At 41.6% G+C, this 16837-nt stretch carries 18 protein-coding genes; 12 read left to right on the forward strand and 6 right to left on the reverse strand.

Annotated features, from left to right (window positions below):
• Positions 1 to 55: 55 nt before the first annotated feature.
• On the reverse strand, positions 56 to 553 hold the full coding sequence (locus tag AN389_RS03425) for a M48 family metallopeptidase (RefSeq protein ID WP_055019256.1): 498 nt from the start codon (positions 551 to 553) through the stop codon (positions 56 to 58).
• A gap of 13 nt (positions 554 to 566) precedes the next feature.
• Positions 567 to 1415, reverse strand: a complete 849-nt coding sequence (locus AN389_RS03430; RefSeq protein ID WP_055019257.1) for a DUF72 domain-containing protein — start codon at positions 1413 to 1415, stop codon at positions 567 to 569.
• A gap of 247 nt (positions 1416 to 1662) precedes the next feature.
• On the opposite strand from AN389_RS03430, the gene aspS reads away from it, so the two are divergent.
• The 3 genes from aspS (at position 1663) to AN389_RS03445 (ending at position 4501) form a co-directional block, all read left to right on the forward strand.
• Positions 1663 to 3441, forward strand: coding sequence for an aspartate--tRNA ligase (aspS, locus tag AN389_RS03435; protein ID WP_055019258.1), 1779 nt, complete (start codon positions 1663 to 1665; stop codon positions 3439 to 3441).
• A gap of 203 nt (positions 3442 to 3644) precedes the next feature.
• A complete protein-coding gene (locus tag AN389_RS03440) occupies positions 3645 to 3875 on the forward strand; it encodes a hypothetical protein (RefSeq protein WP_055013881.1) in 231 nt (76 codons plus the stop codon).
• Between the two features lie 29 nt (positions 3876 to 3904).
• Complete coding sequence (locus AN389_RS03445) at positions 3905 to 4501, forward strand: pentapeptide repeat-containing protein (RefSeq protein WP_055013880.1); 597 nt, start codon at positions 3905 to 3907, stop codon at positions 4499 to 4501.
• A gap of 76 nt (positions 4502 to 4577) precedes the next feature.
• Here the strand turns inward: AN389_RS03445 and AN389_RS03450 are convergent, their stop codons facing one another.
• Positions 4578 to 4901, reverse strand: a complete 324-nt coding sequence (locus AN389_RS03450; RefSeq protein ID WP_055014122.1) for a hypothetical protein — start codon at positions 4899 to 4901, stop codon at positions 4578 to 4580.
• Positions 4902 to 5026: 125 nt separating this feature from the next.
• Here AN389_RS03450 and AN389_RS03455 point away from each other — a divergent pair, with 125 nt between their 5' ends.
• Positions 5027 to 5770, forward strand: a complete 744-nt coding sequence (locus AN389_RS03455; protein WP_055019259.1) for an alpha/beta hydrolase — start codon at positions 5027 to 5029, stop codon at positions 5768 to 5770.
• A gap of 376 nt (positions 5771 to 6146) precedes the next feature.
• Here the strand turns inward: AN389_RS03455 and AN389_RS03460 are convergent, their stop codons facing one another.
• On the reverse strand, positions 6147 to 7349 hold the full coding sequence (locus tag AN389_RS03460) for a bifunctional alpha/beta hydrolase/OsmC family protein (protein WP_055017271.1): 1203 nt from the start codon (positions 7347 to 7349) through the stop codon (positions 6147 to 6149).
• Between the two features lie 266 nt (positions 7350 to 7615).
• On the opposite strand from AN389_RS03460, the gene AN389_RS03465 reads away from it, so the two are divergent.
• Both AN389_RS03465 and AN389_RS03470 read left to right on the forward strand, forming a co-directional pair.
• Entirely contained in the window at positions 7616 to 8455 is an 840-nt protein-coding gene (locus AN389_RS03465) for an isopenicillin N synthase family oxygenase (protein ID WP_055019260.1), read from the forward strand.
• A gap of 289 nt (positions 8456 to 8744) precedes the next feature.
• Complete coding sequence (locus tag AN389_RS03470; protein WP_055019261.1) at positions 8745 to 10139, forward strand: DEAD/DEAH box helicase; 1395 nt, start codon at positions 8745 to 8747, stop codon at positions 10137 to 10139.
• Positions 10140 to 10239: 100 nt separating this feature from the next.
• Here the strand turns inward: AN389_RS03470 and AN389_RS03475 are convergent, their stop codons facing one another.
• Complete coding sequence (locus AN389_RS03475; RefSeq protein WP_055019262.1) at positions 10240 to 10983, reverse strand: DUF3307 domain-containing protein; 744 nt, start codon at positions 10981 to 10983, stop codon at positions 10240 to 10242.
• Positions 10983 to 11606: a hypothetical protein gene (locus AN389_RS03480; RefSeq protein WP_055019263.1), complete on the reverse strand. Its 624-nt coding sequence runs from the start codon at positions 11604 to 11606 to the stop codon at positions 10983 to 10985. Before AN389_RS03480 ends, AN389_RS03475 begins: the two co-directional genes overlap by 1 nt.
• A gap of 166 nt (positions 11607 to 11772) precedes the next feature.
• On the opposite strand from AN389_RS03480, the gene AN389_RS03485 reads away from it, so the two are divergent.
• The 6 genes from AN389_RS03485 to AN389_RS03510 all read left to right on the forward strand — a co-directional run bounded on the left by AN389_RS03485 (position 11773) and on the right by AN389_RS03510 (position 16811).
• Complete coding sequence (locus tag AN389_RS03485) at positions 11773 to 12276, forward strand: NYN domain-containing protein (RefSeq protein WP_055013872.1); 504 nt, start codon at positions 11773 to 11775, stop codon at positions 12274 to 12276.
• A gap of 152 nt (positions 12277 to 12428) precedes the next feature.
• Positions 12429 to 13352: an NAD(+) diphosphatase gene (gene nudC / locus AN389_RS03490; RefSeq protein WP_055017275.1), complete on the forward strand. Its 924-nt coding sequence runs from the start codon at positions 12429 to 12431 to the stop codon at positions 13350 to 13352.
• A 9-nt stretch (positions 13353 to 13361) separates the two neighbouring features.
• Positions 13362 to 14540, forward strand: a complete 1179-nt coding sequence (locus AN389_RS03495; RefSeq protein WP_055019264.1) for a cystathionine beta-lyase — start codon at positions 13362 to 13364, stop codon at positions 14538 to 14540.
• A 164-nt stretch (positions 14541 to 14704) separates the two neighbouring features.
• A complete protein-coding gene (locus AN389_RS03500; RefSeq protein WP_055013869.1) occupies positions 14705 to 15532 on the forward strand; it encodes an ABC transporter permease in 828 nt (275 codons plus the stop codon).
• Positions 15529 to 16437, forward strand: a complete 909-nt coding sequence (locus tag AN389_RS03505) for an ABC transporter ATP-binding protein (RefSeq protein WP_055019265.1) — start codon at positions 15529 to 15531, stop codon at positions 16435 to 16437. Before AN389_RS03500 ends, AN389_RS03505 begins: the two co-directional genes overlap by 4 nt.
• Positions 16437 to 16811: a PH domain-containing protein gene (locus AN389_RS03510; protein WP_004589518.1), complete on the forward strand. Its 375-nt coding sequence runs from the start codon at positions 16437 to 16439 to the stop codon at positions 16809 to 16811. The genes AN389_RS03505 and AN389_RS03510 overlap by 1 nt, the downstream gene beginning before the upstream one ends.
• Positions 16812 to 16837 lie beyond the last annotated feature (26 nt).

Raw genomic sequence — 16837 nt, forward strand, 5'->3', positions numbered from 1 at the left:
TCCCATTTTGTTTTTAATTAAACGTTGTTTATTTTGAAGTAAAGTCTACATAGCATTAAGTATAAGGATTCTCTCCCATCGCTACCACCACACAAAAAATTCGTAAATCTAACTCTAACTGATGATACTGCGGCTCCATGTGGCAGCACAGTTTATAAAAGCTTTTGTTGTGATCTTTTTCTTTAAAATGTGCGAGCTCGTGTACCACTAATGCTTTTAATAAAGGCTCGGGCGCACGCAGCAAATCACTGTTAATCGCTAAATCGTGCTTACGGGTTTTACCTTGCATGCGGTAGGTGTGTGTACCGAGTGCATTGGTGATCATATCACCTTGTTTTTTAAATGCAGCGCGGCCAAACGGTGGGGCATTTTTTAAATACTGTTTTTTTAAATCTGTAGCGTAGCTGTAAAGCAGTTTATCGGTGGTGATGGTGTGCGCGTGTGGGTACTTTTTTAGTAAGTAGTCACACACCTTGTTGTTATTTATAAGGCTTAATACTTGCTCAACAATGTTAGCTGGGTAGCCGGTAAAGTAACGTGCGTATTCACTCATTTTTATTCTCTATTTAAAAAAGCGTTGGCTGGTGGGCTTCTTTTTCGCCACTGAATGGGTTTAATACCGGGTGATTATACCCTAGGTCTTTACAAAACTGCCTAGCAAGTAACGGAGACTCTTGGTTGTCGGCAGTATGAAAAAACACATACGGGCTTTTACCCTCATCAAGCCATTGTTTTACTTTACCAAGCCACGGCTTGTAAAAAGATTTATAGTCGTTTTGTAAATCGGCTATGACAAAGCGGGCCATGGGCTGCGAGCCAGTCGCTATTGCATGTACAGGTAAGTGGGGCTTTTTTTGTTGCGCATCTATTAGCGCCTCGGTGGTGGGCTTTACTGAAAAAAGCGCACGGGTATCCATAGAAATACGGTTTATATTATTTGCCATTAATAGCTGATTAAGGGCAATTTCGGCCTCACCTTTTTTAAAAAAATCACTATGGCGTACTTCTACGCCGTAATTTAGCTCTTTGGGGAGCAAGCTAATAAATTGCGTTAGTTTAGGTAAATCGCTTGGACCAAACGCTTTGGGTAATTGCAGCATTATTTGTCCTGTTTTTTCAAGTATTGGGGCAAATAACGCAAGCCAGTCATTAAGTTCTGTTTGAACATTACTAAGCGCAAGCTCGTGGCTAAAGCGACGATGAAACTTAAACGTAAATTTAAAGTTCTCGGGTACGCTTTGAGCCCAGCGTAAAACAGTGCTTGGCGCTGGGTCTGCGTAAAAGCTGGTATTGCCTTCAACTGAGTTAAAATGCTGGGCATATTGGCTTAGCATATCGGCATTTTTACATTGGCGGGTAAATAAGTTGCCTTTCCAGGCGCTGCTCGACCACTGAGGGCATCCAATATATAACATAAAAAGGGTGGCTTAATGACTTTGTGGCGCTAGTGTAACAAATACTTACCGTGCTTGCTGTAAATTCAACCGCCGAAGTTCAACACGCCCTAGCATCTTGATACTACTTGGGTATAATGCAGTGCTTAATTCGATTATTTTTAGATTGCTAGCGGCTTTATTTGTATTGTGGTGACCTGTTTTTTAAATCACACGCCTTAAAACAAATAAATTTAACCGTTCAAGCCTTTTATCTGACAGGAAAACTATGCGCTCTATATATTGCGGACAGCTAAATAAAACTCACGTAGATCAAGAAGTTGAACTATGTGGCTGGATCAACAAACGACGTGACCTTGGTGGACTTATCTTTGTCGATTTACGCGATAGAGAAGGGTTAGTACAAGTTGTATTCGATCCAGAGGTTGAAGGGTTAATGGATACCGCTAACAAACTTCGTCAAGAGTTTTGTGTGCAGTTAAAAGGGGTTGTACGTGCGCGCCCAGAAAGCCAAGTAAACAAAGACATGGCAACAGGCGAAGTAGAAATTTTAGGTACTGAGCTAACTATTATTAACCGCTCTGAGCCGCTTCCGCTTGATTTTAACCAGACCAATTCAGAAGAGCGTCGCTTAAAATACCGCTACTTAGATTTACGTCGCCTTGAAATGAGCGACCGTATTAAACTGCGCGCTAAAGCAAGCAGCTTTGTTCGTCGCTTTTTAGATGACAATGGCTTTTTAGACATTGAAACACCTGTACTTACCAAAGCAACACCAGAAGGTGCACGCGATTACTTAGTACCGAGTCGTGTTCATAAAGGTAGCTTTTATGCATTACCACAGTCACCACAGTTGTTTAAGCAATTGTTGATGATGTCGGGTTTTGACCGTTACTACCAAATTGTTAAATGTTTTCGTGATGAAGATTTACGTGCCGATCGCCAACCTGAATTTACCCAAATAGATTTAGAAACCTCGTTCATGAGCTCTGATCAAGTACGTGCTATGACCGAAAAAATGGTCCGTGAGATGTGGCAATCATTATTAAATGTTGATTTAGGCGATTTCCCAATTATGCCTTACTCTGAGGCAATGAGCCTATACGGTTCTGATAAGCCAGATTTACGTAACCCAATGAAATTAGTTGATGTTGCAGATTTAGTAAAAGATGTAGAGTTTAATGTTTTCTCTGGCCCAGCTAACGACGAAAAAGGCCGTGTTGCTGTATTAACAGTACCAGGTGGCGCTAAACTTTCGCGTAAGCAGCTTGACGATTACACTAAGTTTATTGGCATTTACGGCGCTAAAGGCATGGCGTGGATGAAAGTAAACGACCGCGATGCAGGCGCTGAAGGCGTTCAATCTCCAGTGGCTAAGTTTTTAAACGAAGAGGTAATTACTCAGTTACTTGAGCGTACTAACGCACAAACGGGCGACATTATTTTATTCGGTGCCGATAAACGCAACGTTGTAAACGAAGCAATGGGCGCGCTTCGCTTGAAGATTGGTGTTGATTTAGAAATCACTAACCTTGATAGCTGGGCGCCACTTTGGGTTGTTGATTTCCCAATGTTTGAAGAAGATGACGAAGGCACGTTACATGCTGTGCATCATCCATTTACTGCACCTAAAGATATCAGCGCAGAAGAGCTTGAAGCAAACCCAGCAGCGGCTATTTCAGATGCCTACGACATGGTATTAAACGGCTACGAAGTAGGTGGTGGTTCGGTACGTATTCATAATGCAGATATGCAAGAAGCCGCATTTAGAATTTTAGGTATTGAAGCACAAGAGCAACAAGACAAGTTTGGCTTTTTACTTGATGCCCTTAAATACGGCACACCGCCACATGCTGGTTTAGCCTTTGGTCTTGACCGTTTAGTTATGCTTTTATGTGGCACTGATAACATTCGTGACGTTATTGCGTTCCCTAAAACCACTCAAGCATCGTGCTTATTAACCGATGCACCTAGCAAAGCGAATAGCGACTCGTTAACTGAGCTTGCGATCAGTGTGGTAGAAAAAGCAATACCTAGCGAAGAGTAATATCGCGCGCAGTAGATGCGCCTCGCTAGATTTAAAAGCCCTTAGGAGTATGCCTAGGGGTTTTTTTATGGTTAAATTTAAAGTAGTTTAAATATTATACTAATCGATTTAAATATTTAGCCTTTTATCATTCTATTTATTTGTCGCTATAAATGGTTAGTAACTTAAGCAGATTGGTAGTATCCAATAGAGAGGGAGTTCTTATGTCGTTTAATCTCACATTATTTGGTGAATTTTTAGCGTTTTTTATTTTATTTTGCATTCCAATTTTTGCGCTTATTAGCTACAAAATAGGTAAACGTAAAAGCACCATGCCGGGCGTGTTAGCCTTTGTAGGTGGATGCTTAGCGATATTTCCACTCTTTGGCCTAATTTTTATCGCCTTATTAGCGCTTAAACAAGATTTGCCAAAAACCAGCCCTTATGCCCATTAAACAACCCTAAATACGGACACGTAGTCACAGTGCCAATTTCAAATAATAACTATTATTGCGATCAGCAATTTAGTGCCTTACAGCTAGCAAAAAATACAATCGAAAACACAGAATTTGAAGCGTGTACGTTTACTGAGTGTGATTTCTCACAGGCGCAATTTAAAACGTGTCGATTTATAGAGTGCAGTTTTAAAAATTGTAATTTGTCGTCACTCAAGTGGGACTATAGCTCCCTTGAAAGTGTAAGCTTTAGCCATTGTAAGTTAAACAGCGTGCAATGGGGCGATGCAGATTGGGGAGCGCTAAGTATACATGCGCCGGTGAGCTTTAATAGCTGTGAGCTTAGTAACAGCTCTTTTTTTGACTTAACGTTAAATTCACTCAAATTAATTCATTGCTTTGCAAAAAATGTTGATTTTAGACATGCCAATTTAAAGCAAAGTACATTTACAGGGAGTAATTTTCGCGATAGTGAGTTTTTTCAAACCAATTTAACTAAGTGTGACTTTGTTGGCGCAACTGAGTTTAATATTGATTTGAACAATAATATATTAGCGGGGGCAAAGTTCGAGCGCTTTGAAGCACTTAACTTGCTTACAAGCCTTGATATAGAGCTCTGTAACTAATTATCCGATGATTGAGGTTATTTAGAAGCTGCAAATTACGAGCTTCTAAATAAGTTAGTGACCAGTAGCTAACTAATTAACAGCTAGGGCCATTTTTGTTACGTGCGCTAGCAAGTGTGCGGGCAATTTCAAGCAGTGCAGGGGTAATGTCATCAGCGCCGTCTTTAATTAGCTTAGTTACATCACCTGATGAATATAAGCTATCGCGCGGCGACTTAATGCCAAGCTCGCGAACAAAGTCTTTTGTTTTACCTGTGCTGCCCGTTTCAATAAATTTAAAAATAATACGCTCGTTGTTACTTTTTGGCTCGGCCTGTAAGACGGCGATTTCTTCTTTATAGGCTTCTATTCGACTTTGCAAAATGTCGATACGTTGTTCAATAGTGCTGTATGATTTCATGGGGTGCTTTTCTAAATTAACTAAAAATAATACCTGTATTATCGCATACATTAGCAATGGCGCGCGCTAACCTTTATAGTAAAAGTTATTTTTATTTAAAAACAATAATTTATACGATTTAAAACATGCATAAAATAATAAAAAAGTTACTAACATTAAGCGCATTTAGCCTAAGTGCGAGTTTAATGTCACCATTAAGCGTTGCTGATGACGATGTAATAGTGGATCAAAGCCGCAATCGAACCATACCTATCAATATCACGCTTCCAAATAACAGTAATCAATGCAGCGAGCAGGCAAAGTGCCCCGTAGTATTTGTAAATGCAGGCTATGGCATTAGCCACAATAACTACTCATTTGCGAGTAAGCTATTTAATGCACAAGGCTATTTAAGCATTGCCGTCGCGCATGAGCTTAACACCGATCCTAAACTCAGCCGTAAGCAGCCTTATTTAACCACCCGCATGGAAAACTGGCACCGCGGTGTGGTTACCCTTAAATTTTTAGTTAATCAGCTCAGTGCGCAATACCCTGAGTATGACTTTTCCCAACTCACGCTATTTGGGCACTCAAACGGCGGCGATATATCCGCTTTATACGCTGCAATCTACCCAAATGAAGTAAGCCAAATGATTACCCTCGACCACCGCCGCATGTTGATCCCACGTAATAAAAACATACGCGTGCTTACACTGCGTGGTAGTGACTATCCAGCCGATGCGAATGTTTTATTAAATGAAACAGAGCTTAAAAAGTTCCCTGTTAGCCAAGTAATGATTGAAAAATCGCGCCATAACGATATGTATGATGGCGGGCCAACATGGCTGGTGGATAGAATGAGTAAAGAAGTAGGGGCGTTTTTAAATTAACAAAAAATTGTATAGCTTTATGTTAGGGCCTGTTGACCTTTCAGGGTTATAGTTTGTTCAATCTAGGGGCCATTTAATCACGGCGCGAGGTTTGTAACCTAGTGGGCTAAGTAAAAACCGAGTAAAGCTTCCGCGTCCTGCTCACGCCCTTACCTACATCCATGTAGGCAACAAAGAGTAAATGGCCCCTAGGCAGAACCCTTTGGGCAGCGCCTGTTTGGCATTTATACGTCGTTATCGCCTATTTATGGGGAACAACCACACTACATAGGCTCTGCCTTGCCTAGATACCAGGCAGACTGCTGCAAATTCAACCTCGAAAGGTAAACAGGCCCTAGTAAATAGCGCAGCCATAGCTGCGCTATTTTTGTTTTCGTTACTCAACTAGTTCACTTACTACAATAGGGCTGTTATGCAGGGTTTTATGCACTGGGCATTTATCGGCTATTTCTAGCAGGCGTTGGCGCTGTGCTTCAGTTAAGTCGCCGCGTAGGGTAATTTTACGAGTAATGGCCTCTAGGTTTTGTGTGCACTCGCCATTGTCGCAATCTTGGTAGTAGTCGCGGGTGTGTTCAAGTTCTACTTTTACATGGTCAAGCGGCAGCTTTTTTAAGGTTGCATACATACGCAGTGTCATTGAGGTGCATGCGCCTAGGCCTGCGAGTATATGGTCGTATGGATCGGGGCCTAAATTACTGCCTCCTACCTTTAATGGCTCATCGGCAAGCCATGTATGATCTTTAGTACTTACGTGCTGAGTAAATATATGGTCTTTTTCTTCAACCAGTACTTTGCCGTTTTCTAATTTTGCGCTGTAGTTACTTTGCTCATACTTAACGTAGCGGTTTGCCCAATTAGCAATGAGCGTGGCTGCGTACTCGGCATCGTCTTTATTGCTTAACAGGTGGTCGGCGTTATCGAGGCTGATAAAGCTTTTAGGGTGCTTGGCTGATGCGTAAATTTTCTCGGCTTCTGAAATATTAACCGTGGTATCAACAGGGGAGTGCATAACTAAAAGCGCGCGTTTTAATTTTCCTATGTGGCTACGGTCGTACTTTGCTATATCCTCTACAAACTGTTTTTTTATGGTAAATTCGCGCCCAGCTAAGCTCACTTTTGCCTCGCCTGCAGCGTTTATTTCATCTAAGTGGGCTTCAAAGTTATGTGCAACATGTTTTGCATCTGAAGGGGCGCCAATGGTTGTAATAGCCGATACTTCAGGAATATGCTCTGCAGCAGCCAGTACGGCAGCGCCGCCTAAGCTGTGGCCAATTAACAGTTGTGGTGCGTCAAAGTGTGTGCGCAAGTGATCGGCTGCGGCCACTAAATCTTGAATATTGGATGAAAAGTTACTATTTGCGAAGTCGCCGTCACTATTACCAAGACCGGTAAAATCAAAGCGCAGTACGGCTATACCTTGTTGGGTAAGGGCGCGGCTTATTCGTGTAGCGGCAGCAATATCTTTACCACAGGTAAAGCAGTGTGCAAATAAAGCATAAAACTTTACATCTCCTGCTGGGCGCTCAAGCTGGCCTGCCAGTTCTAAATCGCCGCTTTTAAAAGATACTTTTTGTCGCATAGAAGAGCCTTAGTGTTTCATGAAAATACGTTACAATAATAGATAAGATATAAGCACTAATGAGTCCAATTTCAATATTTTTTATACTTTGATCTCGATCAAGTAAGTTGTTCACTAATTCACCTTGCGGACATTTGTCCTTATGTTTTTGGGGTGGTTTGTCTATCCTCGCACAGCGCTATAATTAAGGCTTTGCTACTTTATTTTGGCATATTAGCTATATTTAAAGCGGCACTGTTCTTACAACCTATTCACTGGAACGTACAATGCAATTACCTACTGTTGATTATAAAGCTCCCGATGCGGCTGCTCAATTTGTTGAATCGTTAAGAAACACCGGTTTTGGTGTATTAAAAAATCACCCAATCCCGCAATCTTTAGTTGAGTCTATTTACGAAAAATGGCAAGACTTTTTTAATTCAGAGCAAAAGCACGACTTTTTATTTTCTAAAGAAACACAAGACGGTTATTTCCCGCCTTCTGTCTCTGAGGTAGCTAAAGGCTTTACAGTTAAAGACATTAAAGAGTACTTTCATGTTTACCCTAAAGGTCGCGTGCCTGCAGAGCTTGAAGCCGACGTACGTGAGTACTACCACTTAGCTAACGAATTTGCAGCAACGCTTTTAAGCTGGGTTCAAGCAGAGGCACCAGCCGATGTACGTGCTAAGTTTTCTATCGATTTAAAAGACATGATTGCTGATTCTGAGCAAACATTGTTACGTATTTTACATTACCCGCCAATGACAGGTGATGAAGAGCCAGGTGCAATTCGCGCTGCAGCACATGGTGACATTAACTTATTAACAGTGCTACCGGCATCAAACGAGCCAGGCCTGCAAGTTCAAAAAACTGATGGCGGTTGGTTAGATGTGCCATGTGACTTTGGTAGCTTAATTATTAATATTGGTGACATGTTACAAGAAGCGTCGGGCGGGTATTTCCCATCGACTATTCACCGTGTAATTAACCCAACGGGTAAAGCGTCGACTAAGTCGCGTATTTCTTTACCGCTGTTTTTACACCCACGTCCTGATGTTGTGCTTTCTGAGCGCTACACTGCAGACAGCTACCTACAAGAGCGTTTACGCGAGCTAGGCGTTAAATAATAGCTGCTTTTTAAATAGCATCTATTCAAAAGCGGCTTTTTAGCCGCTTTTGTTGTTTTACATAACCCATTGGGTTATCCCCCCGCTGCGATTTAATCGCCCCTAGGTAGTACATATTTTGATTTAATAAAAACGTGCCTGCTTTAATGCCATCGTGCTGTTTTGTATTGCTATTTGCTTTTTTGCGATGGGAGCTTATTTGGCAAAGTGAATATTTCCATGCATTTCTAAGTTAGTTGCGTATAATGCGCCCTTGGCCGGTTTGGCCTTTATTTTATTGAGAGATTTTATGAGTTTTGATGGTTTAGGTTTATCACAGTCTTTAGTTAACGCGGTTTTAGAAAAGGGCTATGAAACGCCAACGCCTATTCAGGCTCAAGCAATTCCTGCAATTATTGAACGTCGCGATGTAATGGCGGCCGCACAAACAGGTACAGGTAAAACCGCCGGTTTTACGTTACCGCTAATTGAGCTGTTATCTAAAGGCAATAAAGCAAAAAGCAATAACGTACGTGCCCTTATTTTAGCGCCTACGCGCGAGCTGGCTTTGCAGGTAAGCGAAAACGTTGAAGAATACGCTAAGCACTCTGATGTAAGTTCGTTTGTAGTGTACGGCGGCGTAAAAATAAACCCACAAATGCAGCGCCTTCGTAAAGGGGTTGATATTTTAGTGGCAACGCCAGGGCGTTTAATTGATTTACATAATCAAAACGCAGTTAAGTTTGATAGCGTTGAAGTACTGGTACTTGATGAAGCTGACCGCATGCTTGATATGGGGTTTATTCACGACATTAAACGCCTGATTGCTAAAATGCCACCTAAACGCCAAAACTTAATGTTTTCGGCCACGTTTTCAGATGATATTCGTGCGTTAGCAAAAGGGCTAATTAATGACCCTGTTGAAATATCAGTTGCGGCAAAAAACACCACGGCTAAAAGCGTAACACAAAGCGTTTATGCGGTTGATAAATCGCGTAAAACCGCATTACTTAGCCATTTAATTCGTAGCAACGATTGGCAACAAGTATTAGTGTTTAGCCGTACCAAGCACGGTGCTAACCGTTTAGTTAAACAACTCGAGCGTGATGACATTGCAGGCGCCGCTATTCATGGTAATAAATCACAAGGTGCCCGTGTTAAAGCATTAGATGGCTTTAAAAGCGGTGAAGTACGTGTACTTGTAGCGACCGATATAGTGGCACGTGGTCTAGATATTGTTGAACTACCGCATGTGGTTAACTACGACTTACCAAATGTATACGAAGATTACGTGCACCGTATTGGTCGTACAGGCCGTGCTGGTGCATCAGGGCATGCTATTTCGTTTGTAACTGCCGATGACGCTGCTGATTTATACGGTATTGAACGTTTTATTGGTGAGCTTATCCCTCGCGCTGAAGAGCCTGGGTTTGAACCAACTAGCCCCGTACCTGAGCGCGCATTAGATGCGCGCCCAATTAAACCTAAAAAGCCTAAAAAAGCAAAGCAGCCGTTTAACAAACCTAAGTCTGATAAGCCAAGCAGTAAAAAGCCTAACAATGGCGGCAACGGTACAGGCCCTCGCCGTGGTGGCTCTAAAAAACCAACGGCTAGAACCGATGATAATGCACAAAACCCATGGGCAAAGCGTCAATCGGTGGGTGGCAATGGCCAACGCCGTCGTCGTGCAAATAATAACGATTAATCATTATTAATGATTGTATTGGCCTTTAATTAAACACCAATAAAAAACGCGCTACCTTTTTAATAGAAGTAGCGCGTTTTTTATTATCTGAAATTTACACTTACCTAATCCACGAATTAACGGCTAAACCTACAAACAAGGTAACACTTACACTTAATAAGGTGCCAAGCATAACGTACTCGGTGAGCTTTTTATCCTTACTGGCACTTAAATCACCAAACCTAAAGACCGACTTGGCTGCAAGCAAAAAACCAAGCCCCGCAAATTGATCAAGTAATATAAAGCTCAGCATTAATACGCGCTCTAGCATGCCAATGCTTTGTCCGGCCAGAGGTAAGCTGCCCTCACTTGAAAAGTTAGCGGTGAGCCTTTCAAGCATCATTCTTATAAATACGGCACTTGGGCTTAATATAATTAAATATCCGCATACAACCCAAAGTACTTTCGGGTCAGTGGCAAGTGCGCTTGCGTACGCGATTAAACTTTGGTTATCAGTTATATAAATACATAGTGCTATTATTACGGCTATATGCGCTATTTGGTCGAGTAAAAAGGGCACAACCCCTTTATTTGAGTACGACTTAGTAATATCTATTAGGTAGTGGCTAAGCATAATTGCCGCTGTAGAAAGTAACACGGTGCTTAGTTGTTGCCAGCCATAGCTATACTCCCAAAACGCTAAAATAATAGCGCTCACCACACCGTGCACTAATACATGCAGGTAAAGTTTTTTAGCTTTAAAGTGATGGGTGTTTCTATCGTTTACCCAGCTCATTGGTTGTAAAAAAAAGTCACTGACTAGGTGGCCTATAATTAATGCCACTAATAATAACGAAAACCCCATTACTCACTTCCTTTTGAAATCGTGGTTATGACCTGCTTAGCATGTATTATAAAGCGTTCTATTAGCTGATAATTTGCTAGGTTTAATAACTTAGTCACGTTTTCGCGACTGGTATTGAGCTCTTTTGCTAAAGCTGCATGGCTGTTATCGGCTTGAGTTAAATACACGTATAGCGCATTAGCTTGTTTTTGCGTTATTTTGCTAAGCAAAGTATCTACAAAGGCAAGATTAAGGCTAAAGCTTTCATCTAGGCTGTGCTTTGCTACCTGTAAGGTAAAGCGCTGGTTGGCTATTTTATCAAGGCCTTGCCCAGAGAGCACAAAGGCCGAGCCGGTGGCTGTTTTTATATCACTGCGTGGGTTATCTATCTCGCCTAAGGCCATGCTTTGGCGCAGCTCATAACCTGCCGACTTTAAATGCAAATAAATAATAATAGCGGTTTTTATTAATTGCTCACTTTGGTTTATTTGTAGCTGAAAGGCATCGCCTCGGTACATGGTCCACAATGATGATTTGTCACAATTTGCACGCAAACTTTGCGCTAACTGATAAAGCATGGCATCGTATTGTTGCTTAGGTATTTTTTGCGATTTAATTATATCGCCGCTGATCACACCAATCATAAAAATCCAAAAAGTAACTTAATGCAGTTACATAAAATCAGGTAACCAAATTTGGTTACATTTAATTAAGTAACCAATTTAGGTTACTTAAAACAAAATTGCAAGGCTCACTCGTTTATAGCTATTTATTTCAGCTACGCTGAATTGTGAGTACTTAAGGAAACAAATGACTTTACAAAACGATCAGCAAACTAGTAAGCCACGAGTCGGTATTTTTGTTGATGTACAAAACATTTATTACACGTGCCGCGAAAGTTACCGTAAAAACTTTGATTACAATGCATTCTGGGCGCTTATGAAACAGCAATACTCAATAGAGTGCGCGTTCGCGTATGCCATTCACCGTGGTGACGAAAAACAAAACCAGTTTCAAAATATTTTGCGTGCTATTGGCTTTGAGGTAAAACTAAAGCCGTTTATTCAGCGCCGTGACGGCAGCGCAAAAGGGGATTGGGATGTAGGCATAACCATAGATATGCTAGAACAAGGTAAAAACCTCGATAAAGTTATTTTGCTCTCTGGTGATGGCGACTTTGCTTTATTGCTAGGGCATTTAAAAAATCAATACAATGTACCATGCGATGTGTACGGCGCCGATAAGTTAACCGCTGAGGTGCTTAAACAAAGTGCTGAGCAGTTTCACTTAATTGATGACAATTTGCTACTTTAAAGCGTGAAATATAGCAGCTAAGTGCCTGCAACATGAGAGTTTTTAATAAAGAGCCTATAAAGCTAATATAGGCTTTTTTTATTACTGTAATAAATTGGGTTTACTTAGCGGTTGTGGTAATTTTACGACATACCATGTTATTGAGGACTCACATGCTTTATTACAGCGACATGCCATTGGACCGCGGGTCTAATTTTCGTAAAAACGCTGCGTGGTTAAACGCACAAATGTCGGCACAAAGTAAGTGGCTTTTGGTGAATAATAACCACACTTTGCTTTATAAAGACCCCGCTCATGTGTGCTACTTAACGTATCAGCAAATTGCCCATTTAGATTTATCAAACGCTATTTATTTAGGCTCAAATACCGAGCAACAAGGTGTGTTTGCATTAGATGTTTCAGCTATACACGACGACGAACTCAATCACGTTATAGGCGACGCACAGTTTATTGATATACGTCAATATGGCCCTCTGCTTGATATACAAGATGGCTCTATAGCCGCTTTAGCCCGCGGTTTATGCTATTGGCATGCAACGCATAGTTTTTGTGGGCGTTGTGGCAGTAAAAATACATTAGTAGAGGCAGGGCACTCACGCCTATGTGAAAACGAGCACTGTAAGCACCCTACATTTCCACGAACCGATCCGGCCGTAATAATGGTGGTTACTAAAGTATTTGAAGATGGCGTAGAGCGCTGTTTATTGGGTCGCCAAGCAATATGGCAACAAGGCATGTATTCGTCATTGGCGGGTTTTGTAGACCCAGGTGAAACACTAGAGCAAGCTGTAGCGCGTGAAGTAAAAGAAGAGGCGGGCGTTGATGTTGAAAATGTACGTTACATTGCTTCTCAGCCATGGCCTTTTCCTTCATCTATTATGCTAGGTTTTATTGCAGAGGCTAAAACTGAGCAAATAAACGTAGATAAAGACGAATTAGACGATGCTAAATGGTTTACTCGCGAAGAAGTGAGGGCGTTTGGCAATATGGGCGATGAAGGCGATCATTATAAACTCCCGCGGGTCGATTCAATTTCGCGCTTTTTAATTGAACAATGGCTTACAAATAAGGTTTAAGGATTAATAATGTCGAGCAAAAATAAAAACACGCAGTTAGTGTCATCAGGGCGTAAAAAAGCCTATACCCATGGTGTAGTAAATCCTGTGGTGCAACGTGCCTCTACGATTGTATTTGATAGCGTGGCCGATTTAAAAAACGCGGCTAAAACCCGCGGCGATAAAACTTTATTTTATGGTCGGCGTGGCACAAGTACGCATTTTGCCCTGCAAGAAGCGATTACTGAGCTTGAGGGCGGCGAAGGCTGCGCGCTTTACCCATGCGGTGCAGCGGCAATAAGCCAAGCGTTATTGTCGTTTGTAAAAGCGGGCGATCACATATTAATGGTTGATAACGTGTATGAACCAACGCGTGATTTTTGCGATAAAATTTTAGCAGGCCTTGGAATAACAACCACGTATTACCCCCCGACAATAGGCGCGGGTATTAAAGAGTATATTCAGCCAAACACAAAGGTGCTATTTTTAGAATCGCCAGGTTCTATTACCATGGAAATACAAGATGTGCCTGCTATGGTAAAGGTAGCCAATGAGCATAATATTATGACCATGCTAGATAACACCTACGGCAATGGCTTGCATTACCGCCCACTTGAGCACGGCGTGGATATTAGTATTCAAGCAGCAACTAAGTACATTGTTGGCCATTCTGATGTAATGATGGGGGTCGCAGTGGCAAATAAAAAGTACTGGCCAACTCTGCGTGAACAGTCGTATTTATTAGGGCAGTGCACTAGTGCCGATGATGCGTATTTAGCGCTTAGAGGTTTACGTACAATGGCGGTGCGTTTAAACCAACACGAAAAGGCGGCTATAGAGGTGGCAAAATGGCTTGAGCAACATGAGTTAGTTGATCATATTCGCCACCCTGCATTTGAAACCTGCCCTGGGCATGACTTTTTTAAGCGCGACTTTGATGGCAGCAATGGGTTGTTCTCATTTGTAATGAAAACCGGTAACCAAAAAGCTATAGATGCATTTTTAGATAGCCTTGAGCATATTAAAATGGGCTTTTCGTGGGGCGGTTTTGAAAGCCTAGTGACGGCTAATTTAACCATGAAAGGGCTTCGCTCTAAAACCGGTTGGGATTTAGGCCCGGTGATCCGCTTACATATTGGCCTTGAAGACGTTGATGATTTAATTAACGACTTAAGCCAAGCGCTTAAAGTATATCAGCAGCATTTATAAAATTTGGCCAAAATAAACGGAGTTTGGCCTGTTACATTTAAATGGTTTGTTACAAAGCTCACTTAAGGTGAGCTTTTTTTTGCTGGTAATTCAAGGTGTTTACACTTACTGTGGTTATATTACGCTTAATTTTAAAGCATGAGCAACGTCATTAAGGAAAGCCAATGGCAACATCATCATTACTAAACATAGGGCGATTAACCCAAATAGCGGGCTTTGAGCTAGTACGTATGTTTTTAACTAAACGCGGCTTAATTGCTATGGCCGCTTTTGCGCTAGTTTGGTTATTAATATTGCGCTACCCAATAGGGCAAGCAGTTAGCATTATTAGTGCACCTGATTTTGAACAAATGGTGCGCGATATTTCAGGCAGCATTGGCCTAAGTAAGTTACTTGATTGGCCTGAAGCCGAATTTGCTATGTACTGGCTGGTTGCTTTGTATAGCTTTCCGCTGTTTGCTATTTTTATATCAAGCGATCAAACCGTTGGCGATAGAGAGCGTGGCACGCTAAGGTTTATATCGCTGCGCGCTACGCGCTTTGAAATTTTATTTGGCCGTTTTTTAGGGCAACTTGGTGTATTGGCGTGTTTATTAGCTATAACCCTTGTTGCCACACTAGGTGTGCTTGGTTATAGAGATCCCAGCTTGTTAATGGGCGGCTTTATTCGCGCACTTTCTATTTTTATGGTCATGGTAATAGTGCTTAGCCCATTTATCGCACTAATGTGTTTAATAAATACCTTTGCTCGCTCATCACGTTTAGCCATTGTATTGGCTATTTTATATTTTGCTGGAGGCGGCATTGTTGTAGGAATATTGGCATGGCAGGTACCGGCTTTAAATGCGCTCGATTATATATTCCCAGGTGTTAACTCTGAGTTATTAGCAGGACAAAACTTACCTTTATTAAGCGCATTAGGTGTACCACTTATACAAAGCGCTGTATTTATCGCTATTGCACATAAATTATTTACAAGGAGTTCGCTATGAGCGTATTAATAAAAGCCAGCGGCTTGAGTAAATCGTATGGCGCAAAGCAAGCACTTAATAATGTGAACTTTGAAATTAGTAAAGGTGCGCCAGTTGCGCTAGTGGGCCCCAATGGTGCCGGTAAAACCACATTATTTAGTTTATTGTGCGGCTATATTAACCCAAGCCATGGTGAGCTGAGTATTTTAGGACATAAGCCTGGAAGCGCTGCATTGTTTAACCAAGTGAGTGCTTTGCCACAAGATGCGCAGTTAGATCCACGTTTTAATATAGATAAGCAACTGGCGTTTTATGGCAAGTTGCAAGGTATGGGTGCTAAACAAAGCCACAATGAAGCGCTGCGCGTACTCGATTTAGTTGGCTTAAAAGAAGTCGCTAAACAGCGTGCGGGCGATTTATCTCATGGTATGCGAAAACGGGTAACGATAGCGCAAGCGCTGATTGGCTCGCCGAAAATAGTGATGCTTGATGAGGCCACAGCAGGGCTTGATCCTATTCATGCCAGAGAGGTGCGCGAGCTGGTATCGAGCTTAAGTAGCGAGGCCACCTTTATTTTAAGCTCGCACGATTTAACCGAACTTGAGCGATTATGCTCCCAAGTGCTCCACCTAGATAAGGGCATTTTGAGCGAGCACCAAACAAAAGACAACAATATGCATACTCACTTTTATACCTTAATGCTCAACGAGGCGTATCAAAATGTGGAGCAGCAACTGCAGGCGTTAGCAGGTGTAAGCCGTGTGTATATGAGCCAACATAAAGAATACGTGATTGAGTACCAACCAATCGGTGAGCCACTTGATATTGCTTTATTAAACTTTTGCCATCAGCAAAATTGGCAATATAGGCAGTTGGTAAATGGCCACACATTAGAAAATCAAATATTTACACAGGAGAAAGTATAATGGGACTACTCAGTGGTTTAATGGGTAACGCAAGCGAAGTAGATGATTCTGATTTAGAAAAAGTGCTTGCCAATACGCTAATAGATGGCGAGCAAGTAGAAAAAGCCTATAAGGTGATTCGCGATATGTTTATTTTTACTAATAAGCGTTTAATTTTAATTGATAAGCAAGGTATGACCGGCTCTAAAATGGAAATGGTGAGTATTGCTTACTCTAAAATTACTAAGTTTAGTAAAGAAAGTGCAGGGCACTTTGACTTAGACGCCGAGCTTAAAATTTGGATAGGGTCAGATCCAACGCCTATTAGTAAAGAATTTAAATCGGGCGATAATATTAACGAAGTTTATCGTGTAATAAGTCAGCATGCGCTTTAATTTGCTGAACATGTTTTAAGTAGTTG

This window comes from Pseudoalteromonas sp. P1-7a (assembly GCF_001401855.1).
Classification (GTDB): Bacteria; Pseudomonadota; Gammaproteobacteria; order Enterobacterales; family Alteromonadaceae; genus Pseudoalteromonas.